Here is a 22,471-nt window from a genome sequence, read left to right on the forward strand (position 1 = left end):
GTGGATGGTATGCCTTCGGTTGTAGGAAATCTTGTCGTTCAAAACAGTAACGGCTCTTTCAACTTAGGAGATTTTTATAACGTGTCTCCGAAAGAAAATACGAAAGCTTATAACGGCTCTGGAGCTTCCAATGTCGGATTTGTCGTCAACACTTTTAGCGGCGTTAGCGCAACAAATACATTTGATTCGGACGTTGCAGACCAAGATCAAATTGGAACAGCGTAAAAAAAGCATTAGCTCTTCTTGTATAGAGCTAATGCTTTTCCTTCTGTTTTTTAACACCTTACATATTTACGTTTGAACCCCAGTCTTCCTCTATCAAGTCCTTTATGAATACTTTCGTAAGCATTTAGAAAACTACTTTTCTTGTTATCCCGTTTTAGTTCTACTATGCCTACTTCCTTTGCGGTTTCAACTGCCTTTTCATGTAGCGGCACATATGAAATCCCCACAGTGTTTAGAAAATTATTCATAGCGGATTTCGTTCGTTCTGGCGCATCGTGAATTGTATTTTTCACAACTTCTAGCATATTGGTAATCTTACTTTCGGAAAATTCATGGTCTTTTCGATTCCCTAAAAGCCAGCAGTAGCAACTCCATCCCGCTGACATTCTTAGTTCGTCACCACTTGCAATCCATTTATCAGCAACGTCTTGTGCAAAATCTGATTCTGATAAAGTTACTGCCACCACATAATCGGACAGCATATAAAAGTACGCCCCATCCATCCAACGATCAAAATCCGATTCGTTCATAGTTTTTGGATTTGCAATAATGCCTGCAAAGTACATCGCATCATAGTTACCTGTAGCATAAAGCTCTTCAGCTAAACTTTGATTGATTTTTATTTTCTTCGCGATTGGTTTCATAGCACCTGTAGCTACTCCAAAAAGTGGCTCCTTTGCACCATTGGATATGTATATTTTTTTAGTTCGTTCCTTGCCGAGAGTTTCAAGCTCTTGCATTACTGTTTCAAAATCCATCGTGTTGCACTTCCTTCCTCAATATTATAATCAATTCGCTTATCTTCTTTATCAAGTTCTCTATACTTCATAACTCCATCTTTTAAAGCGTTTTGTCCATCGATTTACGATTTTCAAAATGGGATTTCGTTATACGCGTTTATCTAGCTAATTAATACCGATTATAAAAACTAATCATTAGTTAAGATGCTACTCCCCGCTAATGATTAGTTTTTTTATTTAAATGATAATCCCTTATCTTCTAAAGCCGCTCTCAATTTAGGTAAAGATGCTGGCCCTATACCGTGCCGTTTCAAAATTTCTTTTTCACTATACTTTGAAAGTTCTGCTTCAGTCGTTATTCCATGGTGCTCTAACGCTCGCCTTGCTGGTGCTGAAAGAAGAGAAAGAAAGCCTTCTTTTGGCTTTCTCTCTTTCTCACAGGTTGGGCAAGTTGGACAATCGCTATTTTTGTAGTACTCGTGTCCTTGATCACAAGTTCTTAACGTCGCCATAATCCATAACCCCTTTCTAAGCTCTATTCGTCAATATTTACAACATGATTTCCATCAAAGAAATATAAACATTTCTCTTTCACAGGATGTTTTAAGCTTTTCTCGAGTGCTTTTGCATATAGTGAAAGCTGTACTTTGTATCGGTCTTCTAAAATTGGTTTCGCTTGATCAAATCCGCCTGGGAACTTTCCTTCAATCGTATCTGTTTTAAAGTCGATTAAAGTAATTCCGTCTTCCTCTTCGATCATGCAGTCGATAACCCCTTGGACAAGTATTGATTCGCCTTTCTTCCCTTGCCAATCTTGATACGCTTCTTCTGCTGAAAGCATCATCGTAAATGGTACTTCGCGCTCAACACTTTTTGCTGCTAATACCCTTTTACCTAAGTCACTGTCAAAGAATGAAATTACCTTTTCAATCGCTATTTCTTCAGCTTGTTCAAATGTTAATAGTTCTTTATTTACCATTCTTGCAATTTGTTCTTGAAGAACTTCAATCGTAATTGGTTTCTTCAAATCTACATGCTGCATAACGGCATGGACTGCTGTCCCTCGCTCTGCGTATGTTAGCCCTTTTTTCTCCATAAAGCGCGGACGTGTTTTAATTGGTGCACGAAGTTTTTTAATAAAGGCGTTATCGCTACCTTCTTCAGATTGATAATTTCTCTTTATTTCTGTAACAGACTGTTTCGCACGGTGAGATGTCGCGTCCGCATACCCGTATTCCCACATCAATCTGTCGTACACTTCTTCTTTCCGTTCACTTTCTAACGGAACAGCTTTTTTATCGCGAAGCGCTTCTAATAACTCTTGTTTCTCTTCTTGAACTGGTTCTGGTGCAAGTAAATCTTTTCCTTCAACAACTTCTACTTTCCAGCTAGCACTATATTCATAAATTTCGCCTGGAATATTTCCTTGTCCTAATTCAAGAAGCATTTCACTATCACGGTGTCTATATAAGGAAGGTGCAATCCAGTCTAAGTAGCAAGACGCTCCGGCACGAATATGGTCTGGTAATAACCATTCACTATGCTCTCTTGCATCGAGCCATTTTTCCATTTCTTTATTTGCATCTTTAACTGTTCCAATTAAAATCAACTTCTCTTTTGCACGTGTTAATGCTACGTATAGTACGCGCATTTCTTCCGCAATTAATTCCATCTTCATTTTACGCTTAATCGCTAGTTGCGATAATGTCGTATATTTAATTCGTTTACGAGGATCGATAAATTGTGAACCGAAACCGAAATCTTTATGAAGTAAGAAACGCTTCATTAAATCTTGTGTATTAAAACGGCGACCAAGTCCAGCTACAAATACGACTGGGAACTCTAGCCCTTTACTTTTATGAATCGTCATAATGCGAACAACATCTTCTTGTTCTCCAAGAGCTCTCGCCGTTCCCATATCATCTCCGCGTTCTAAAATACGCTCAATAAAACGTAAGAAGCGGAATAATCCTCTAAACGATGTTGCTTCATATTGTCTTGCACGATCATATAGTACGCGTAAGTTTGCCTGCCTTTGCTTTCCGGCTGGTAAACCGCCGACAAAGTCGTAATAGCCTGTCTCACCGTACACTTTCCAAATTAAATCGGAAAGTGATTGTTGTCGCGCAAATTCACGCCACCCTTGCAGTAAGTTATAAAACCACTCTAATTTATCATGCAGTTCTTGTTCTTCTTCAAGCGGCGCTCCCTTTAAGAATGAGCTCATCACTTCATAAAACGAGCCTTTCTTTCCATGAGCACGAAGCGTCGCAAGTTCTTCGTCATTTAGTCCAACGATCGGTGAACGAAGTACAGCTGCAAGCGGAATATCTTGCATCGGGTTATCAATTACGCGGAATACGTTCATCATAATATTTACTTCTGTCGCTTCAAAGTAACCAGTCGCAAGGTCAGCATATACCGGAATTCCTTGTAGTTTTAACTCTTCCATAATTTGCGGCGCCCATGGCATGGAGCGAAGTAAAATAACGAAATCACGATATTGCACTGGGCGCATACTATCAGTTTTACGATCATACACTGCATAGCCTGAATCGACCATTGCTTTAATACGCTGCGCCATAAGACGAGCTTCAAGCTGCGCTTTTTCTACTTCGGCACCTTCTTCACCGTCTTGCACTTCTTCCTCAGTTTGCTGAATACATAATAGCTCTGCCGCTACATCTTCACCTTCTGGATAGCTAGCACCTAGCTTTAATTCAGCGTCAGCATCATAATCGATTTCGCCGACTTCTTCGCCCATAATTTGTTTGAAAATAAAGTTCGTACCTGCTAGCACTTCATGACGGCTACGGAAGTTTTTCGCTAAGTCAATCTTCATTCCGCCGCCCGATCCTTCTTGTGTGAAACGTTTATATTTTCCTAAGAATAAACCAGGCTCTGCTAGTCGGAAACGATAGATTGACTGTTTTACGTCACCAACCATGAACAAGTTTCCTTCACTCTCAGAATCTTTCGTTACGAATTTAATAATTGATTCCTGTACGAAGTTCGTATCTTGATATTCATCAACTAGTACTTCAGCAAATTTATTACGATATTGAAGTGCTACTGCTGACGGCTTCATTTCACCGCCTTCACTTTGCTCGCTTAAAATTTGCAAACAGAAATGCTCTAAATCTGTGAAATCGACCATTCCTTTATCTCGCTTAATCGCTTGGAAACGCTCTGTAAATACTTTTACAAGCTTCACGAGTTTTTCTAATACAGGATGCATATCTTGAAAATCTCGTAAGAAACTTTCGGGTCTGCGGCTAAATAGCTCTTCTTGTAATTTCTTCACTTCATCTTTCGCTTTATTACGAAGAGAATCTACTTGTTTTACAACATCTTCGTTGTAATCACTTTTTTTAATACGCTTTAACGTTTGCCACGATACATTTTGCATCGCTTCATAAACGCTTGTCCACGATCCACTCGCTGCTGAGGATAACGTTCCAAGTAAAGCTAAATCCGCTTGTAAAGTTTCAACGCGAGGCGCTGGACCATCAGGAAGCATTGCGAGTTCAGTCGCCTTACGAATATGCTTTTCCGCTGTTTCAAGCTGAAACTTCACATCTTCTAATAAGTAAGAAGCGTACACTAAATCTTCAATCGTCTTTCCTTCAACGTCGTATGCTTCTACTAATTTATCAAGCCACTTCTCCGGGTTTGGATGCGCTCTTGATTCTGTATGAAGCGCTAAAATCATTCGTTGTAAGTCATCGTCACTACGGTCACTCGTATAACGATCAACTAGTTCAAAGAAAATACTATTATCTTCGATTCCATATTCTTCTTCTAATATGTCATCTAGCACTTCTTCTTTTAATAACTCATTTTCTGTTTGGTTCGCAATACGAAAACGAGGATCGACATCAAGCATGTAATAATATCCTCTAATAACTTGTAAACAAAATGAATGAATTGTAGAAATGGAAGCTTTATTTAATAAGCTAAGCTGCTTTCTTATATGCTGTGAACCTGGCCCATCAATTAATACTTTTTCTAACGCTTCCCCAATTCGATTTTTCATTTCTTGCGCTGCTGCATTCGTAAATGTTACAACGAGCAGGCGGTCGACATCGACTGGATTTTCCTCACTTATAATCTTTTTAATAATACGTTCAACTAATACCGCTGTTTTCCCTGATCCAGCTGCCGCTGCGACTAAAATATCACGTCCGTTCGCTACAACCGCTTTCCACTGGTCATCTGTCCATTGACTACCTTCTGGTTTCTGAGGCCAATTTTCTATCATTCTCCGCCAACCTCCTCTCTAATTTTCTCCATCGCTTCACTATCTTTCATATCTTTTAACGTACGGAATTGGTTATCTTCAAGTGATTCATCAAATTGACAAACAGATTTGAAGTTACAGAACGTACATGCCGCTTTATTCCCCTTTTTGTAAGGAGCAATATCGATAACACCTTCTGTAATGTCTTTTCCGATATTTTCAAACGAGTGGTGTACATATTTTTGAAGTACGTTAAACTCTTGTTCACTTGCAATGCTAGAACGCGCACTAAAACTACCATCTTTTTTCAGACCAGCAGAAATAATATCAGAGCTTCCTGTTGAAAGTTTATTATCCATTAAACGCACAACGTCAGCATCTCCTAGTACGAGACCTTTCATTTTAAATTTCTTTAAAATTTCTTTCTCAATTTCTTCTTCAGATGCATCGCCTTTCATCTCAACAATCGGGTTATGAATATGGAAATACAATACACCCGCCGGTGATGCAGTACTGCCCTTTTTCATCCACGTATGTGCATTTGAAGTAACAACATCTAAATACGTTAACATTTGAAGTGCGAGTCCGTAATACACTTCTGTTAAATCTAACGCTTTCGAACTTGATTTATAATCAATAATACGAAGGAACGTACCACTCTCATCTTCAGCCTTATCAACACGGTCAATACGGCCAACCACTTCCATCTTCACACCATTTGGCAACGCAAATTCCATTGGCGGAAGAGATCCAGTCCCGCCCATACCGAACGGTACTTCTAAATCAACTGGTACAAATCCACTCGACTTCGCATGTTCACGAAGAATAAGTGACGTACGGAAAATGATTTGTTGTAGTTTTTGCTTTAAATAGAAATGACGGTTCGAACTTAATAAAATTTGTCTTTGTAATAACGGTGCAATTTCTTCTATTACTAAAGCAGAAAGGTGTTCACACTCTTTTATTGATAAATCCGCCCAAGTCCGATTTTCACGTAATAGCTTGTCTGCAATTCTCTTCAGCGCTGCATGGAATAATTCACCGATATCTGGCGCATCAAGTTTGAAAATATCACGCTCTCTTAGCGATAAACCGTGCTGGGCAAAATGAGCGTACGCACAGCGATTAAATAGTTCCATACGAGAAACGCTTCCCTTAATTGTATCTCCATATAAATCCCTACTTACATCTGTACTTAGTTTCTGTGCACGATTTCGGTAGAATAAACTTGATAACACACGGCTACTTTTTTGCTTCCATTCATCTGAAGTAACGTAGAAGTTATATACGTCCCACCAAAAGTCTAAATTGCCTTCAAATCCGTATCGCTTCCACGTTTGCAGTTGCTGCATGACATAAGACAACGTTACTTCTGGCGTTGCTACATATGAGATTTGTTCCGAACGCGATAAGTCATTTACATCATTCGTAATAAACGATTCTTTCACATCAGGGAACATTCTTTTTATTTTTTTAATAAAACTAGAAGCAAGTAACGTCTTTCCTTCTTCATCCGCAAGCGGACAGGAAATGTATAACTTCTCAGATGCTCTCGTCACCATTTGATACATAACGAACTGTTCTTCTAATAAAGTTTGTCTCGTCGTTGGTGCTAATTCGATACCTGCAGCGGTGAGAACATTTCTTTCCTCATCAGAAAGCATACCTTCATCCATAGGCGCTGCTGGAATCACTCCTTCATTTACTCCAATAATGAACGTCGCTTTAATATCTGATAATCTAGAATGATCAATATTAGCAACTAACACTTGATCTAGTGACGGCGGAATGTTCGCAAATTGAAGTGCCTCAAGTCCTGTCGACATAACCTCCGTAAACATTGAAAGGGACATCTTCTCTTCGCCAAGCATCTCAACGAACGTATCAAGAAGATTCATCACTTCTTCCCATACTTGCTCATGGTCTGTCGCAAATAAGAAATCTCCATTTTCTTCTGCACGAACACGTAATTCTTCTAGTTTTTTCGGAACGTCAAGCTCCTCTAAAAATAAATATACCGCTTCGCACATTTGCATAACTGTTCCAGCACGCTTCAGTCTTTTTTGCATACGAATAACTGGCGTTCTTACAACGTCGCGAAGTCGATTTATTCTCTCTTCCATTTCACGCTCACTGTCTGTTATCATTTCGCTCGCATCATCAAGAGAACGATAACGACGATACATCCACGGATCTTCAGAAGTCCATCTCTTCCCTTGTACACCGTACGCTAAACAGTAGTTTTCAAACTCATCCATCTCTTCGCGCATCGCTTCTTTTCTTACATCTAATGGATATAAAAGCTCTGTTTTCACGCAGCGAAATACTGCATCATAACGCCAATTCCCGCTAATAATCTCGAGTGCAGAACGAATACATTCTACTAGCGGATGATGTGACATTGGGCGTTTTTCATCGATGAAATGCGGGATATTATAATCCGTAAATAACGTTCGCATTACGTCGTAATAACTTTCTCCGTTACGAAGAAGGACTGCGATATCTCGGTAACGATAGTCTTCATCCGCCACAAGTCTTCTAATTTCACGAGCTACACCTTCTACTTCAGCTCGTAAATTAGCTGCTGTACTAATTGTTACACTCGCTTCACCATGATACTTTTCATTCGGACGCGCTTCATAATGCGTTTCTAAATGAGCTAATGCTGGAGAATGAAAACGCGGTTGTTCCATAAGTGGAATTGTTTTTTCAATTTCTATTTTCTCTTCACGCGCTACTTGTTTTATTCGTTCATACGTTAACGTCGTTTCATAAAATAAATCTAGTTCATTCACTGGCTGCGCTAACGTTTTTTCATCTATCGTTAATGTTATTGTTACTCTTGTTCCTAATCTCATTAGCCCTCTAACGATTTCTAGCTCTTGAGGAGAAAATGAATGGAATCCATCTATATAAATTTCCGCGCCTTTTACATACTCAGAGTCTGAAAGCTTCTCAATTAATAATTGTAAGTAGTCTTCTGAATCTAAATACTTTCCGATTAAAGCACGTTCAAAATCATCATATAGTAACTGTAAATCATACACTTTATTCGCTAGTAGCTTTTGCTCTGCACTACTGCTATGCGTGTCTAATTGTTGCCACATTTCATATACGTTAGACGGCGTCACATTGTAACGTTTAAACTCAGCAATCATACTACCAAGATGTTCAAAGAAACCGTTTTGCTCCGCTGCTTTTTGAAACACCGATAATCCATCTTTACGAGATTCTACAATTTTACGAAGCAACATATGTACACCAGCTTCATCAATATGAAGACGACTCGCTCCGCCAACTTCTTGCAGCACCTTCCACGCTAATCGCGAGAAACTAAAAACTTGTGCCCGAATAGAACCTCTTACCTCTTCACTCCCAATTAACGCCTGCTGCGTTTGGAATGTCATCTGTTCTGGCACAAGATATAATATTGTTTTCCCTCTTGGGCGCTGTTTTAACTCTTCTTGCACTTCGTGTAAACAAAGTGTACTTTTTCCACTTCCAGCTCTACCAATCACAAATCGAAGTGACATGAAACCCCACCTTTCACTTACATAACGAACGTTAGTTTGCTATCACAATTGTATTATAGGACGATAAAAAAGACAAACATACTCGTTTGTCTTTTCCTTATACTTCATTTTATTATATCAGCCTTTTGAGAAATTCGTTTGTACCTCTTGAATCGGCCAATATCGTAAATCAACTTTACCGACAACTGTATCAGCTTTCACAAAGCCGAAGTGCCTACTATCCCAGCTACCAAGGCGGTTGTCACCAACTACAAAAATAGAACCGGGTGGTACAAACTTTTCTTTCGTTAACTCTTCTAGTTTAAAATCGCCTGTTAATTGCCGTCCATTTGTCTCTTTCTTATACGTCTCTAAATAAGGTTCATCCACGAATTGTCCGTTTATATATAATTTATCATGCTTATATTCGATATGATCCCCAGGTAAACCGATAATTCGCTTTACATAGTCCTCTTTTTTATTCGCATGAAAAACGACGACATCAAATCGATTCAAGTCCCCTACTTGATAACTCACCTTATTCACAACGAGCATATTTCCATCTTGCAATGTCGGCATCATTGACTTCCCCTCTACAACGTACGTTGAAAAGAAAAACGTTCGAAAAAATACAGCTAATAGTACACCAATTAAAATTGTTCTTACCCACCCTAGCCCTTCTTTTTTCAAAGTTTTCTTCATTCGCTTCTCCCCTCGCCCTTTAATGATGAAGCTTATCTTTACAAAGAAGACTTTTCCTAATGTAGTTCTAACTTTACTTCAATTTTTTTACCGACATACCATAAAATGAAAATAACAACGCCCACAATAACCGATTTCACCGGCTTATGAATAAATGACACTAAATCATGACCGATATACGTTAAAATAAAGATCATAACAAGCTTTCCAAATGCTAATGCTAGTCCAAACTGTTTTACGCTAATGCGAGACAAACCAGCTACAACATTTATAAGCGCAGATGGTGTGAACGGAAAACAAAATATAACAAAGATTGGCGCGAACCCTTTTCTTTCAATCCATCCCATCGCTTTTCGCACTCTCTCATGCTTATTTACAAAAGAAAAGAAACGACTTCTTCCAAAGCTACGAATAATGAAAAATACAAGCATTGCACCAATTACTGACCCAATCCATGAATAAAGAAAACCGAACCAAAAACCAAATGCAACAGCATTCGCCAACACAAACACAATGAGTGGCAATGCCGGAATAAGCGCCTCTATCATCGGTAAGCCAATACCGAGAAGCGGTCCGAACGCACGATAACTTTCAACAATATGATCCATATTTTCTGGTGAGAAATACTCTTTGATCGTTTGAAAATCCATTCTACACTTTACCCCTTTACTCTAATTACTACCTCTACTGTATCATCGCTTAAATGAAAGAGGAAATGGTAGATACGACATATGGAGATGTATTTATTAAAGTTTCCATATCATTCGCTAGAATTCCTTCATTATTATGCTATGATAATCTTTCAATATTCGACAAGGTTTGTTGTACGTTTGGTTGTTTGAGGAACAATATTTTTTGATGATTTTTTCGGTAAATGAAATTACACTGGTGATTTTCTGAATACATCGACCACAATTTGATTTTCATCGACTTTCCGACAAAAACAGACAAATAAAAAGGATGAGTCCCCCCATCCTCTCCCTTTCACACTTCGCCTTCCTTCACAAAATACACTTTCTCATATGCTGGTGTTAATTTAGATTCTTCATTTTTATCAATCTCTTTAAAGCAAGGATTTCCTTGTTTTTTCTTACGATCTTCATACTCTGTCCGTAATTTCGCTGTACGATTTTGCTGATTTTCAAAGCTACTTTTTGATATTTCTAGTTTCACAGCGAAACCATTTATAAATCTAATAATAAGATTTCCATCTTTTAATTCTTTATTATCTTCAATATGAAAATGAGATAACCACGCACACTCTTTTCGAGAATAAGAATACGTAGGGAAAAAATAAAGTTGATCTGTCGGGCTAATTGCGATAGGAGCTTTATGTGTAATACGAGTTAACTCCTTCGTTCCTTCTTTTCTTCCAAAGAAACTGGAACCATGCTTCCGGCAACTTCTCTCTATAATATCAAGAGGCTTTTGAAATACGAAAAAAGAATCTTCCATTTCTACAATTCGCGTAACAACTTTCTTTTCTCCTAGAACAACAGGAAGTAAGGCCATTGTATTTTTGCTTACAACATAGTTTTCGACATAACGTTCTACTTTACTTTCCATAGTCTACTGTCTGCTACTACAAATATAGGCAAATGTATATCCTTAGAGTATGTAGTTTTTGCACGCTAAGAATATTTTTATCTATACTCGCTCTTTTGTTAGTAACAGATTTTTCACCTCTCTTTTTTAAATTTTCAATTGCTATTTAATTTCCCTTCTTCATTTCCCTTTTATAGTAGCACCTACGAAAAGGAAATGGTTTACATTCTGCGATTCTTTACAAATACTTATAATAAATCAAATATAATACAAATATGTTAATAAAAATATATGGATATCAAAAGAATAATCTGTATAAAAAGAGGATTCTATATACGAAAAAAGAATTTATATCATTTGTAATATATTTAACACATTCCCCTTTTCATATAATTACAGCAATTAATTTTGCTATAATTAAAATATAAATCAAATATACGGAGGTCTCTCATGGAAGAAAAGCAAGATCATCCAACAATTCAAATGAAAAATAGTAGCATTGTTATCGTAAAAAATTCAGCGAGTATTATATTCGGTTTATTTTTTATTTTACTGTTCTTCGCGAAGCCTTTTCGTAAATCTAAATGTCCAGAATGCAAGAAACGTGAAAAGAAAAAAGCTGTGAAAGAACACTAAAAGGCCTTCCTTTACGGAAAGCCCTTTTTACATACCGATTGCCATTTCCTTCATTCTTCTTCATCCTCAAAAAAACCTACTATTTTTTCTTCCAAGATTCTCTGTATCTCTTTCAACCTGTACTATGATTATATATGGTTCTTGATCTAAATACCGAGAATGAGACTTCCTCAAATCAATTACCGTCACTTTATCATTTTCATAAGTTTTCGAGTACGCCTTTATTTCTTCAATCGTACTTTTTAGGCTGTCTTTATTACTAATATAAATATCGTATATCTCAACAACAAAAAAAAGGATGGCATAAGCCATCCTTTTTTCTATAATAAACTATAAAATTATAGTTTGATTACGTTTTTAGCTTGAGGTCCACGGTTGCCATCTTCGATTTCGAAGCTAACTTTTTGGCCTTCTTCTAAAGATTTGAAACCATCAGTTTCGATTGCAGAGAAATGTACGAATACATCGTTTTCGCCTGGAACTTCGATGAAACCGAAGCCTTTTTCGTTGTTAAACCATTTTACTTGTCCTGTAACTGTCATAATTATTTCCTCCTACGAAAATACATTTTATTTAGTCTTCATGTATAAAAAAAGAATCCACACATTATCAAATTCGAAACATAAACTAGTTCTCACATACTTTTTCCCGTTTGTTTTCGGCATTTGATAATATATGGATTGCTTAATTTAATTATTCAACTGGTATTATCATAACACACTTAAAATAGAATGTACAATCTTTTTAAAAATAAAATTTCTAAATTTTAGTATTTCTTATAAAATATAACCATACCTATTCTAATAAGGAGGCGTGTATGACAGAAATAATCCCTAAAAAAACATTAAAGAGAATTGAAAAAGATATTGAAAATAACAACCTTGGAAAAGCAAGAGATAGATTACACGGATTAATCACTACTTATCCGAATGAATTAGCACTTAGGAAAAAACTCGGTGACATTTACTTTACATTACAATACCCAGAAATGGCTGGACGGTATTGGTATCTTGAAAAAGAGAAAACAGATGTTATGCACGCGGCATGTCTACAATTTGAAAAATCGATGGGAAACGACTCTTATCATATTGTACGTGCTTTAAAATTCAAAGGAGATCGTAACATTATTACAGGACTACACACCGAACGTCCCTTACAGCCATTGCAGAAAAAAGTGATAGAGGAACTAATTGATGATTATGAAGAAACATGGAAAGACAAACTATTTACATGGGGCTGTCTATCATTATTCGTATTCCTTCTTTTTACTGCTATCGTTGGTATATTCACTATATTGGATTGGATATTTTAAATAGAAGTGAACGTCCCACAATACGACGACAAATAAAATTACATCAACTTTCCGACAAAGTTTAACAATGTCAGCGACGTAATAATAAATAAGAAAAGTGCCCCAAAAATATTTTTTGGGGCACCTACTTATACCTTTATTTCGTAAACTGTTCTTCTTCTGTGGATCCTTTTAGAGCAGTCGTTGATGAAGTACCGCCTGTAATCACTTGTGCTACTTCATCAAAGTATCCTGTTCCTACTTCGCGTTGATGGCGCGTTGCAGAGTAACCGTATTTCTCTGCTGCGAACTCTGCTTGTTGTAATTCAGAGTACGCTGCCATGCCGCGCTCTTTATAACCACGCGCTAATTCAAACATGCCGTAATTTAATGAATGGAATCCAGCAAGCGTTACGAACTGGAATTTATAACCGTACGATGCAATTTCTTTTTGGAAGCTTGCAATCGTTTTTTCATCTAATTTTTGTTTCCAGTTAAAAGAAGGGGAACAGTTGTAAGCAAGTAGCTTCCCTGGATATTTCTTATGAATTGCGTCCGCAAAGCGTTTTGCATCTTCTAAATTTGGCTCCGACGTTTCACACCAAACGAGATCTGCATACGGCGCATACGCTAAACCACGTGCAATTGCTTGATCAAGACCTGCTTTCGTATGATAAAACCCTTCTGGCGTTCTTTCGCCTGTAATAAACTCTTGATCAACTGGATCGATATCGCTCGTAATTAAATCTGCCGCATCTGCATCTGTTCTTGCGACGATAATTGTTGGTACACCCATTACATCCGCAGCAAGACGTGCCGAAATTAAATTACGCACCGCTGTTTGCGTCGGTAATAATACTTTTCCGCCTAAATGCCCGCATTTTTTCTCTGAAGATAATTGGTCTTCAAAGTGCACGCCAGATGCACCAGCTTCAATCATCCCTTTCATTAATTCAAATACGTTTAACTGTCCACCAAACCCAGCTTCAGCATCCGCCACAATTGGAACGAAATAATCCGTATCACCGCTACCTTCCATATGCTGAATTTGATCAGCACGTTGAAGTGTTTGGTTAATTCGTTTTACAACAGCTGGCACACTGTTCGCTGGGTATAAGCTTTGGTCAGGATACATATGTCCAGAAAGGTTCGCATCTGCCGCTACTTGCCAACCGCTTAAATAAATTGCTTTTAATCCAGCCTTCACTTGTTGCATCGCTTGGTTTCCTGTTAATGCCCCAAGTGCATTAATATAATCTTCTGTATGAAGTGATTTCCAAAGCTTCTCTGCACCGCAGCGCGCTAACGTATGTTCAATATCAATCGATCCGCGCAGACGAATTACATCTTCAGCTGTATATGGACGTGTTATCCCTTTCCAGCGCGTATCTAATTCCCAGCTTTCCTGCAATTTATCAATTCTTTCGTTTTTCATATGTTCCATCCCCTTTTCTTGTTTCTTATAAAATTTCATAACCCGGTAATGTTAAAAACGGCATGAACTCGTTATTACGAACAAGGTTTGTAAACAGTTTTGTAGCTTCTTCAAATCTCCCCTTATTAAATGCTTCCTTACCAATCTCTCTTTCTATTTTTGCTAGTTCTTCTTCTTTCAATTCTTCCATTAATTTAAAAGTGATATTACGGCCATCACTTAGCTTTCCACCCTCATGACGAATCCACTGCCATACTTGTGCTCTTGATATTTCTGCTGTTGCTGCATCTTCCATTAAGTTATAAATTGGAGCTGCTCCCCGCCCGCTTAACCAAGATGCAATATATTGAATACCGACGTTAATATTCGTACGAAGACCACCTTCTGTAATCGTTCCCATCGGTACTTCTAATAAATCCTTTTCTGTTACACGTATTCCTTCACGCTTTCTAAAAATTTGATTTGGCGTTTTCATTATGTGATTAAATACTTCCATTGCAACCGGTACAAGTCCCGGGTGGGCAACCCAAGTCCCATCATGACCGTCTAAAGCTTCGCGCTCCTTATCAGCACGCACTTTCTCGAAAGCTGCCTCATTTGCTTCTGGATCATTTTTAATTGGGATTTGCGCCGCCATCCCTCCGATTGCTGGCGCGTTACGACGATGACACGTTTGAATAACTTTCAAAGAATACGCGCGCATAAACGGCGCTGTCATCGTGACTTGCGCTCTATCCGGAAGTAAAAATTCATTATGATTACGGAAGCTCTTTAAGAAACTAAATATATAATCCCATCGTCCGCAGTTTAAACCAGCAGAATGATCTCTTAGTTCATACAAAATTTCATCCATTTCAAATGAAGCGTGAATCGTTTCTATTAACACAGTCGCTTTAATCGTTCCGTTCGGAATACCGATATACTTTTGAGCGAATACGAAAACGTCATTCCATAATCTTGCCTCTAAGTAACTTTCCATTTTCGGTAAGTAAAAGTATGGGCCACTTCCTTTTGCTAAAAGCGTCTTCGCATTATGGAAAAAGTACAAACCAAAATCTACTAAACTGCCAGACATGTTCTTGCCGTCAACTTGCATATGTTTTTCTTCTAAATGCCACCCTCTCGGACGCACAATTAATACAGCTGTTTTACTATTTAAACGATATTCTTTTCCGTTTTCATTTTTATGTGAAATCGTTCCCTTACTCGCATCTCGTAAGTTAATTTGACCTTCGACAGCATTTCTCCAAGTTGGTGCATTCGAATCTTCAAAGTCTGCCATAAAAAGATGTGCTCCTGAATTTAAAGCGTTAATGACCATCTTTCTATCCACCGGCCCAGTAATCTCCACGCGGCGATCCTCTAAATCTTTCGGAAGCTGGGCAATTGTCCAATCCCCTTCACGTATATGCTTGGTTTCTTCTAAAAACGTAGGAAACTCCCCTGCATCAATTCTTTTTTGTTTCTCCACACGCTTTTTTAAAAGTTCCGTGCGGCGTTCATTGAAATTTTCATGCAGTTCCTTTAAAAAACTAAGCGCCTCAGGTGTCAATATTTCGTTGTACGCTGGTAACATTTCTCCGGCCAGTGTAACCCGTGAAGTTTGCGTCGACATATTAGCATCCCCTTCTTAAACTGTCTTATAACAGATTTAATTTTATGTTTTATATTATATAACAAATCTTCAGAAAAGGAAGTTTTTTTTGAAAATTCACTTCATTTTTTTTTCAAACCGCCTTTCTTTCGCGCAAAAAAAGGCCACTGCTATACAACAGTGGCCTTTATGTATTATTTTTTATTGCTGTGCCATATCATTCGAAATGGCTCTATATAAAAACTGTGCGTATTGTTCGCGCTTTACGCTCATAGACGGACCAAATTTATTTTCTCCTATTCCAATTGTAATATTATTTGTTTGTATTGCGCTAATTGCATTGTTTGCCCATGAATCTGTTAGAACATCATTAAAAGTATGAGGTCCCTTTGCTTCTAATTCAAAAGCATTCGTAAGAACCTGTGCCATTTCCGCACGTGTTAGCGTATCCTTCGGTCTAAAGTTCCCAGTTCCATCACCTTTTAAGATACCTACTTCTGTTAATACTAAAATTTCTTCTATGAACATTGTTGAGTTTTCATTAATATCTTTGTATGGATTCTCAAGTACGTCGCCTTCCTCAAACACTTCGCTAAAATCAATCGTACGATAAATTAAAGCCGCTACTTGCTCACGTGTTACATCATCACCAAAACCAAACTTCCCATCTCCATAACCATTAATGATTCCCCAGCCTGCTAGAGTGTGAATAGCTTCAAAAGACCAATGACCTTTTGGTACATCTTTAAATACAACAGAATTTGCTTGTTGTTGTTGCTTCACAACTACTTCAGCATTTACTTTAGTACCTTCTGCACTTAATACAACTCCACCCATAATTGTTAAAGCCGTTGCTATTTTTAAAAACTTTTTCTTCACCGCATTTTCCCCCTAAAAACATACTTTTTTCTACTATAAAGAATTAATAAAAAAGTATCAATATACTTATTTATATAAGTTTTGTCTATTTTGTGAACATCTTTTCACATACTTTCCTTTACACTTCGTTGATAATAAAGTTACTAAATAATATCTTTTTCTTATGAATTGTCACTTTAACACACCTGTTTTTTTCATTTTTGGTAAATTCATGTTTTGTATTAAAGTGAATAAATATACATGAATTAAATAAAAAAAGCGCAAAACTTTTGCACTTTTTTCAAAATAACATATTACTATAATTAAAATATTTTCACCTTTCTATTAAACAACTTTTGAATTTCCGCTTAATACTTCTCATCTTTCAAATGAAAATTAATAATAGCCTTATATAAAAATGCTGCATATTGCTCACGTGTTACAAATTTATTTGGTTCAAATTTCCCATTCCCTGTTCCTATTATGACATTATTAGATTGCAATGCACTAATTGCATTTTTTGCCCAATAATTATTTGGTACATCTGCAAATGTATGTTTCTTCTTCACTTCAAATGAAAATGCTCGTGTAAGGACTTGTGCTACTTCTGCACGTGTTATCGTTTCCCCCGGTCTGAAATTCCCCTTCTCATCACCTTTAAAAATACCATGTTCTGTTAACGCTAAAATTTCCTTTGGAAACATTGTTGATCTTTCAGAAATATCTTTATACGGATTATGTAACGGTCCTTCATTTTTTATATTAAGTGCGCGATACAGTACTGCCGCCACTTGTTCTCGCGTTACATTATCGCCAACACCAAATTTCCCATTTCCATAACCTAGCATAACTTTATTATATGCAACCTCTATAATATATTCATATGCCCAATAGCCTACTGGAACATCATCAAATACAATCATTTCTGGATACTCTTCTGCTTTTATATTAGGAACATTTACATTTAATAATAAACCACCCATAATAGTCGCTACCGTCATTATACGCAACATTCTTTTCTTCATTGCCCTCTCTCCTTCATTTCCATTTTATTAAAATGGAAAATAATAGACTACATTCTTTTTCCATATTACATATGCTGTATTTGCAAATCTCATGTAATACATTCATTTTTAACATCTATTATTTTGAAGATTACTACTAAAGGGAAGCAAATCCGTCCTCATTTCAATTGGTATACCGAATCATAGACAAATTATTATGACGTATACTCTGTAAATCCTTCTTCAGTTTCAAAGGATTTACAATGTTGTACACTAACATATTCTATAAGATTTTCATTAAATCCTTTGCTTATAAAAACTTCATTTTTCAGACAAAAAAAGTGCAAATATTGTCCATTTGCACTAAAAAACATTCCACCTATTAACGTTAATGACGTAGCTACTTTTAATCCCGGTAAATATTATGCTTCTGAGTACACTTTCACTCTTTCATCCCTCGGCTTCCAGAAAGTAAATGCCATTCCTACAAATATTAAGGCAATCCCTACAATTTGCATACTCGTCGGTCTGAATCCAGTAAAGATCGTATCTAACAAAATTGCAACAGCAGGATCTAAAAACACTAATACAGAAATAAGTCTCGTCGGTAAATCTCTTAAACTGTCAAAAAATAAGTAATATACAAACCCAGTATGTATAAGTCCTGTCGCAGTAATCATCATCCAGTTCATCTCTGTTAATCCTTGAAACTTCCCGAAATCTACGAATGGTAGCAATAAAAATATACCTAAAAACGTTTGTAAAAAGGTCATCGCATATGCACTCGTATGCTTAATTCCTTTTCCGAGCAACGTTGTAAAAGCATAAAATAAAGCCGCAAGAAGTGCCCATACCATTCCAGATGACATTAATTTCTCAAGCGACATACTACCGTCCACTCCAGCTACTAACACTGTGCCGATAAAACAAATAACAATGGACATAACAGCAAATACTGTAAGTCTCTCTTTAAATACGATACTACCGATCATTAATACGATAATTGGAGCGAGATGATACACTGAAATCGCAATTGTAATCGACATGAGTTCAAACGCTTTAAATAAAAACACCCAGTTAAAAACGAGAAATACGCCACACGCTAATATTTGTACAATTTCTTTTTTATTCCATTTCTCATTTTTATATTGTCCTGTTGCAAACCAACATAGCGTTAAAAATAAAGTCGCACAAATACAACGAATAAATACTAATTCGAAAGATGGTAAACCCGTTTGGACAGAAAAAAATCCAATCGATCCGAAAATAGACATCGAAAGGATCATTTTTATAGCCGGCATTGATTTTGAATGAAACAATTTTCTCCTCCCCCTACAATCATCTCTTTATAAACTAAAAATTCTAAAAACATTATATATATCATTATATATCACAATTGAAAAACTGTAAAAAAATAGAATGTAAAAAGTAGAGTTCACACCAAATTTTCATAATAAAAAAATCATCCTTTATTTCTTATAAAGGATGATTTTTTTGCTATTTATTCAGAGGAATTTCACTATATATAAACTTAAATATACTATTTTTGAAGAGTAAATTGTGAAACAATCTGCTTTAATCCTCCTGCTACGCTATGCAGATGCTCAATTGAAACTGAGATTTCTTGAACTGATTTTTCTTGCTGATGAATAGACTCTTTTACCCTATCAGTTCGATCAGATGATCTTTGGGAAATTTGAGCCATGTCTTCTGCAGAAGCAGAAATCTCCTCACTACTCGCTGCAATTTCATCTGTAGACATAGATACAGTTTGAATTTGATTAGATACTTGCTGCACTTTTTCAGTGATTTTTCCAAATACTTTTTCTGTATTCATCACTACTTGTGTACCTGCCTGTACCTCATTATCTACTTTCCCCATCATGTCTACCGTATGGTTCGTTGTTCCCATAACTTGAATAATAAGTTTCTCAATTTGTTTTGCAGAATGACTAGATTGTTCTGCTAATTTTCTTACTTCATCTGCCACAATTGCAAATCCTCTACCACTTTCTCCAGCACGTGCAGCCTCAATTGCGGCATTTAATGCTAATAAGTTAATCTGAGAGGTAATACCTTGCATAACATCAATGATTTTAACAATTTCTTCTGATTGTTCTTTCATAGTCTCTACTTGTTTCACACCGCTATGTACTGAATTTTGGATTGTATCCATCTGTTGAATCATTTGTTTCATTAATTTGTTACCACTCTCTGCATCTAATGCTGATTGAGCAGACAATTCATTTACAGAGGATGATGTATTCACTATGCTCTGCATTCCTTGTGTCAACTCTTCCATCGCACCCGCAGTTTGTTCCATTGCTTGCATTTGGCTCTCTGCGCCATTGGCAACTTCTTCAATATCCATAGTGATTTTCTTTGCTGCACCGCTAGATACTTCTGATGCAGATACTACTCCGTCTGCATGTTGGAATAAAAGCTGAATATTATTCTCTACTTCTTGCATATTTGTTCTTAGCCCTGCAATCATCTCGTTAAAATCACTTACTAATATACCTAATTCATCTTTAGCATTATAATCACCATGTACAGTTAAATCTCCCTCTTTTGCTCTTTCCATCATACGACTAACCGTTTGTAAAGGAGCAACTATAAGTTTGCTAATAATATAACTTACTATACATATAATGATTGTAGTAACTACTGCAAGAATGATAAAGGTAATAACGGACCGATCTATCATTTTTTGAGAATCTTTAAATACTTGGTCAGCTAAATTTGAAACATACTCTTCTAAATCTACAGCATAAGCAGCTAACTCTACTCCCTTCGGTTTTAAGTCCTTTTGAAATTCGTTTACCATTTGAGATTCATTTGTTCCCTTTGCTTTGTCAAACAACTTCTTATATGTCTCCATATAACTTGGCAAAGATTTCTTCATCTTCTGAAACAGCTCATCCTCTTGCTTACTTAAATTAACGCCATCATCATATTCTTTTAATAAAGAATCATATTTTTTAAGATCCTTTTCAACATTACCAATAATCCCTTCTTTATTTGTCCCCTCATTTTGTGACGTTGTAATTAATTCTAGTAAGTTATATTCTAGTGAATTTTGTGTACGAAGCATTCCTTCTAATAAAACTGCAGAATTTTGATAATCATCTACTACAACCTCTGTATCGCGCTTAATCTTATTAATAGAATTAATTGCTACACAACTCATAATTGCCATGCCCAAAACTGCTAATGAGATAAGTAAGAATAATTTATGTTTCACTTTTAAATTTTGTAAAAAATACATATTTCCACCTTTATTCCTTTATATATAGATTTTTAGAATTTTATAGCTTATTATTTACAAAATCACAATAAAAAGCAATGGTAAATATTCCCAATACCAAACTTATATTTCTATAAAAAAGAAGTAGCATAATCGCTACTTCTTGTTTTTTTGTTTTTCATATTGTTCAAACGTATGAATTCTTTCGAAAATTGGTGGATGTGTATATAAGAAAAACTTCACTAATGCAGGCGGATTCACTTGGCTTAAGCTCGTCTTTGATAAATATTGAAAAGTTTTCACACCTGAATTTCCATCTTTCGTCATATCTAAAGCGTATTGATCTGCCGCTCGTTCTTCTATACGAGAAACGTAGTTTGTTGCTGGTTGTGCTGCAAAAGATAATAAAGAGGAAATTAAGAAAAATAAAGGTAAAATTGAGAAACATGCTAATTTTGGAATTTGCAGTGTATCTCCCCATTTTCGAATACACATATTTATAATACGACTAATTAAATACATACCTATAAACGATAGCAACACATAGCTCGCAACGCCCCAATATATATGTTTCATAACATAATGCCCTATTTCATGAGCCATAATAAATAAAATCTCTTTATCTTTTAATTGCTTAAGTGTTGTATCCCACATTACAATACGGGCGTTAGGGCCAATTCCCGTTACGTACGCATTTAACGAATTCGTTTTTTCCGACATATTTACTTCATATACGTGTTTAGCTGGAATATCAGCTTTATCTGCGATCGCTAAAATTTTCGTTTCTAATTCCTTATTTTTTAGCGTCGAGAAATCATTATAAAGTGGATCAATTACAACAGGTTGCACGAACGTTAAAAAGATTGTAAATGGTACAGAGAGCGCCCATCCTGCTAGCCACCATCTCTTCGGGAATTTACGGATGAGCCATAACAAAACCGTAACAATGAGTAACATAGTCGCATAGTTCACCCAAAAATCGATGACATGATCTTTTATCCAGCTTTGTGTGCTTTGCGTAGATATTCCGTAATCAACGGACACTTTACGCCCGATCCATTGCATCGGTAATGCAAGAACTGTTGTTAGTAGTGATAAATAAAAGAAATAAATCGCAACTTGTAAGACATTTATTTTGGTCGTTTCCTTCGACCATTTCTCAAACTTTTTTGAAATACCGAGCACGAGTACAAATAATAAAATAATCCATTCAAGAGGCGTCGCTAAAAAGAACAGTAAATTTTTCACACGCGAATAATCTTGACTTAGCGTAAGCTCCCTCGCATTCATAAAGGTTTCTGGATCTGCACTCGTTCCTTTATACATGTCCGGAATGAGCTCATGATTCCATCCAAATAAATACCAATATATAAGTAACGCAAACCCAACGTATAAAAAAAGCGACCACCCAATAACTTTCCTCACGCTATTCCCTCCTCTAT

General features: G+C 36.5%; 18 protein-coding genes and 2 pseudogenes. 3 read left to right on the plus strand and 17 right to left on the minus strand.

Annotation, left to right across the window (positions count from 1 at the left end):
* Window positions 1–9: 9 nt before the first annotated feature.
* The gene (gene gerPF, locus MKX66_RS13970; protein WP_001141570.1) at window positions 10–225 is read left to right on the plus strand and encodes a spore germination protein GerPF; all 216 of its coding nucleotides are present in this window, start codon (window positions 10–12) and stop codon (window positions 223–225) included.
* A gap of 50 nt (window positions 226–275) precedes the next feature.
* Here gerPF and MKX66_RS13975 read toward each other — a convergent pair whose 3' ends face one another.
* The 8 genes and pseudogenes from MKX66_RS13975 to MKX66_RS30850 all read right to left on the minus strand — a co-directional run.
* The gene (locus tag MKX66_RS13975; protein WP_002030297.1) at window positions 276–983 is read right to left on the minus strand and encodes a DNA alkylation repair protein; all 708 of its coding nucleotides are present in this window, start codon (window positions 981–983) and stop codon (window positions 276–278) included.
* Between the two features lie 215 nt (window positions 984–1,198).
* Complete coding sequence (locus tag MKX66_RS13980) at window positions 1,199–1,477, minus strand: RNA polymerase alpha subunit C-terminal domain-containing protein (RefSeq protein ID WP_341086422.1); 279 nt, start codon at window positions 1,475–1,477, stop codon at window positions 1,199–1,201.
* Window positions 1,478–1,500: 23 nt separating this feature from the next.
* Complete coding sequence (addA, locus tag MKX66_RS13985; protein ID WP_326996820.1) at window positions 1,501–5,226, minus strand: helicase-exonuclease AddAB subunit AddA; 3,726 nt, start codon at window positions 5,224–5,226, stop codon at window positions 1,501–1,503.
* Window positions 5,223–8,738, minus strand: coding sequence for a helicase-exonuclease AddAB subunit AddB (gene addB / locus MKX66_RS13990; RefSeq protein ID WP_215590905.1), 3,516 nt, complete (start codon window positions 8,736–8,738; stop codon window positions 5,223–5,225). The genes addA and addB overlap by 4 nt, the downstream gene beginning before the upstream one ends.
* Window positions 8,739–8,855: 117 nt before the next feature.
* On the minus strand, window positions 8,856–9,419 hold the full coding sequence (gene lepB / locus MKX66_RS13995; RefSeq protein ID WP_341086423.1) for a signal peptidase I: 564 nt from the start codon (window positions 9,417–9,419) through the stop codon (window positions 8,856–8,858).
* Between the two features lie 56 nt (window positions 9,420–9,475).
* A complete protein-coding gene (locus tag MKX66_RS14000; RefSeq protein WP_002011278.1) occupies window positions 9,476–10,069 on the minus strand; it encodes a TVP38/TMEM64 family protein in 594 nt (197 codons plus the stop codon).
* 334 nt (window positions 10,070–10,403) lie between these two features.
* Entirely contained in the window at window positions 10,404–10,985 is a 582-nt protein-coding gene (locus tag MKX66_RS14005) for a competence protein ComK (RefSeq protein ID WP_078177026.1), read from the minus strand.
* Window positions 10,986–11,034: 49 nt separating this feature from the next.
* Window positions 11,035–11,121 (minus strand): annotated as a pseudogene (locus tag MKX66_RS30850) (RNA-guided endonuclease TnpB family protein); the annotation flags it as partial.
* Between the two features lie 293 nt (window positions 11,122–11,414).
* Here MKX66_RS30850 and MKX66_RS14010 point away from each other — a divergent pair.
* A complete protein-coding gene (locus MKX66_RS14010) occupies window positions 11,415–11,600 on the plus strand; it encodes a hypothetical protein (RefSeq protein ID WP_002011281.1) in 186 nt (61 codons plus the stop codon).
* Window positions 11,601–11,650: 50 nt separating this feature from the next.
* Here the strand turns inward: MKX66_RS14010 and MKX66_RS14015 are convergent.
* A pseudogene (locus MKX66_RS14015) lies at window positions 11,651–11,912 on the minus strand (hypothetical protein).
* A 26-nt stretch (window positions 11,913–11,938) separates the two neighbouring features.
* Window positions 11,939–12,142, minus strand: a complete 204-nt coding sequence (gene cspA / locus MKX66_RS14020) for an RNA chaperone/antiterminator CspA (protein WP_002011282.1) — start codon at window positions 12,140–12,142, stop codon at window positions 11,939–11,941.
* 275 nt (window positions 12,143–12,417) lie between these two features.
* Between cspA and MKX66_RS14025 the strand changes: the two genes are divergently transcribed.
* Window positions 12,418–12,912, plus strand: a complete 495-nt coding sequence (locus MKX66_RS14025; RefSeq protein WP_215590902.1) for a DUF6584 family protein — start codon at window positions 12,418–12,420, stop codon at window positions 12,910–12,912.
* Window positions 12,913–13,048: 136 nt separating this feature from the next.
* Here the strand turns inward: MKX66_RS14025 and aceA are convergent, their stop codons facing one another.
* From aceA to MKX66_RS14060, 7 genes are all read right to left on the minus strand, one after another.
* Window positions 13,049–14,326, minus strand: coding sequence for an isocitrate lyase (gene aceA, locus MKX66_RS14030; RefSeq protein ID WP_002125874.1), 1,278 nt, complete (start codon window positions 14,324–14,326; stop codon window positions 13,049–13,051).
* Between the two features lie 25 nt (window positions 14,327–14,351).
* Window positions 14,352–15,941, minus strand: coding sequence for a malate synthase A (aceB, locus tag MKX66_RS14035; RefSeq protein ID WP_012260535.1), 1,590 nt, complete (start codon window positions 15,939–15,941; stop codon window positions 14,352–14,354).
* Between the two features lie 180 nt (window positions 15,942–16,121).
* The gene (locus MKX66_RS14040; protein ID WP_088030985.1) at window positions 16,122–16,799 is read right to left on the minus strand and encodes an S-layer homology domain-containing protein; all 678 of its coding nucleotides are present in this window, start codon (window positions 16,797–16,799) and stop codon (window positions 16,122–16,124) included.
* Between the two features lie 347 nt (window positions 16,800–17,146).
* A complete protein-coding gene (locus MKX66_RS14045; RefSeq protein WP_215590901.1) occupies window positions 17,147–17,803 on the minus strand; it encodes an S-layer homology domain-containing protein in 657 nt (218 codons plus the stop codon).
* A gap of 401 nt (window positions 17,804–18,204) precedes the next feature.
* Window positions 18,205–19,101 carry a DMT family transporter gene (locus MKX66_RS14050; RefSeq protein ID WP_078184071.1) on the minus strand — a complete coding sequence of 299 codons (897 nt, stop codon included), beginning with the start codon at window positions 19,099–19,101 and terminating at the stop codon, window positions 18,205–18,207.
* 221 nt (window positions 19,102–19,322) lie between these two features.
* A complete protein-coding gene (locus tag MKX66_RS14055; RefSeq protein ID WP_215590900.1) occupies window positions 19,323–21,050 on the minus strand; it encodes a methyl-accepting chemotaxis protein in 1,728 nt (575 codons plus the stop codon).
* Between the two features lie 135 nt (window positions 21,051–21,185).
* A complete protein-coding gene (locus MKX66_RS14060; RefSeq protein WP_088038842.1) occupies window positions 21,186–22,454 on the minus strand; it encodes a M48 family metallopeptidase in 1,269 nt (422 codons plus the stop codon).
* Window positions 22,455–22,471: the final 17 nt, after the last annotated feature.

The sequence above is a fragment of the Bacillus sp. FSL R9-9530 genome (assembly GCF_038008145.1).
GTDB lineage: Bacteria > Bacillota > Bacilli > Bacillales > Bacillaceae_G > Bacillus_A > Bacillus_A mycoides.

What these genes read in the sequence shown, in the direction of transcription:
- gerPF (WP_001141570.1), top strand. Translation starts at nt 10, where the DNA reads ATGCCTTCGGTTGTAGGAAATCTTGTCGTTCAAAACAGTAACGGCTCT.
- MKX66_RS13975 (WP_002030297.1), bottom strand. Translation starts at nt 983, where the DNA reads ATGGATTTTGAAACAGTAATGCAAGAGCTTGAAACTCTCGGCAAGGAA.
- MKX66_RS13980 (WP_341086422.1), bottom strand. Translation starts at nt 1,477, where the DNA reads ATGGCGACGTTAAGAACTTGTGATCAAGGACACGAGTACTACAAAAAT.
- addA (WP_326996820.1), bottom strand. Translation starts at nt 5,226, where the DNA reads ATGATAGAAAATTGGCCTCAGAAACCAGAAGGTAGTCAATGGACAGAT.
- addB (WP_215590905.1), bottom strand. Translation starts at nt 8,738, where the DNA reads ATGTCACTTCGATTTGTGATTGGTAGAGCTGGAAGTGGAAAAAGTACA.
- lepB (WP_341086423.1), bottom strand. Translation starts at nt 9,419, where the DNA reads ATGAAGAAAACTTTGAAAAAAGAAGGGCTAGGGTGGGTAAGAACAATT.
- MKX66_RS14000 (WP_002011278.1), bottom strand. Translation starts at nt 10,069, where the DNA reads ATGGATTTTCAAACGATCAAAGAGTATTTCTCACCAGAAAATATGGAT.
- MKX66_RS14005 (WP_078177026.1), bottom strand. Translation starts at nt 10,985, where the DNA reads ATGGAAAGTAAAGTAGAACGTTATGTCGAAAACTATGTTGTAAGCAAA.
- MKX66_RS14010 (WP_002011281.1), top strand. Translation starts at nt 11,415, where the DNA reads ATGGAAGAAAAGCAAGATCATCCAACAATTCAAATGAAAAATAGTAGC.
- cspA (WP_002011282.1), bottom strand. Translation starts at nt 12,142, where the DNA reads ATGACAGTTACAGGACAAGTAAAATGGTTTAACAACGAAAAAGGCTTC.
- MKX66_RS14025 (WP_215590902.1), top strand. Translation starts at nt 12,418, where the DNA reads ATGACAGAAATAATCCCTAAAAAAACATTAAAGAGAATTGAAAAAGAT.
- aceA (WP_002125874.1), bottom strand. Translation starts at nt 14,326, where the DNA reads ATGAAAAACGAAAGAATTGATAAATTGCAGGAAAGCTGGGAATTAGAT.
- aceB (WP_012260535.1), bottom strand. Translation starts at nt 15,941, where the DNA reads ATGTCGACGCAAACTTCACGGGTTACACTGGCCGGAGAAATGTTACCA.
- MKX66_RS14045 (WP_215590901.1), bottom strand. Translation starts at nt 17,803, where the DNA reads ATGAAGAAAAGAATGTTGCGTATAATGACGGTAGCGACTATTATGGGT.
- MKX66_RS14055 (WP_215590900.1), bottom strand. Translation starts at nt 21,050, where the DNA reads ATGTATTTTTTACAAAATTTAAAAGTGAAACATAAATTATTCTTACTT.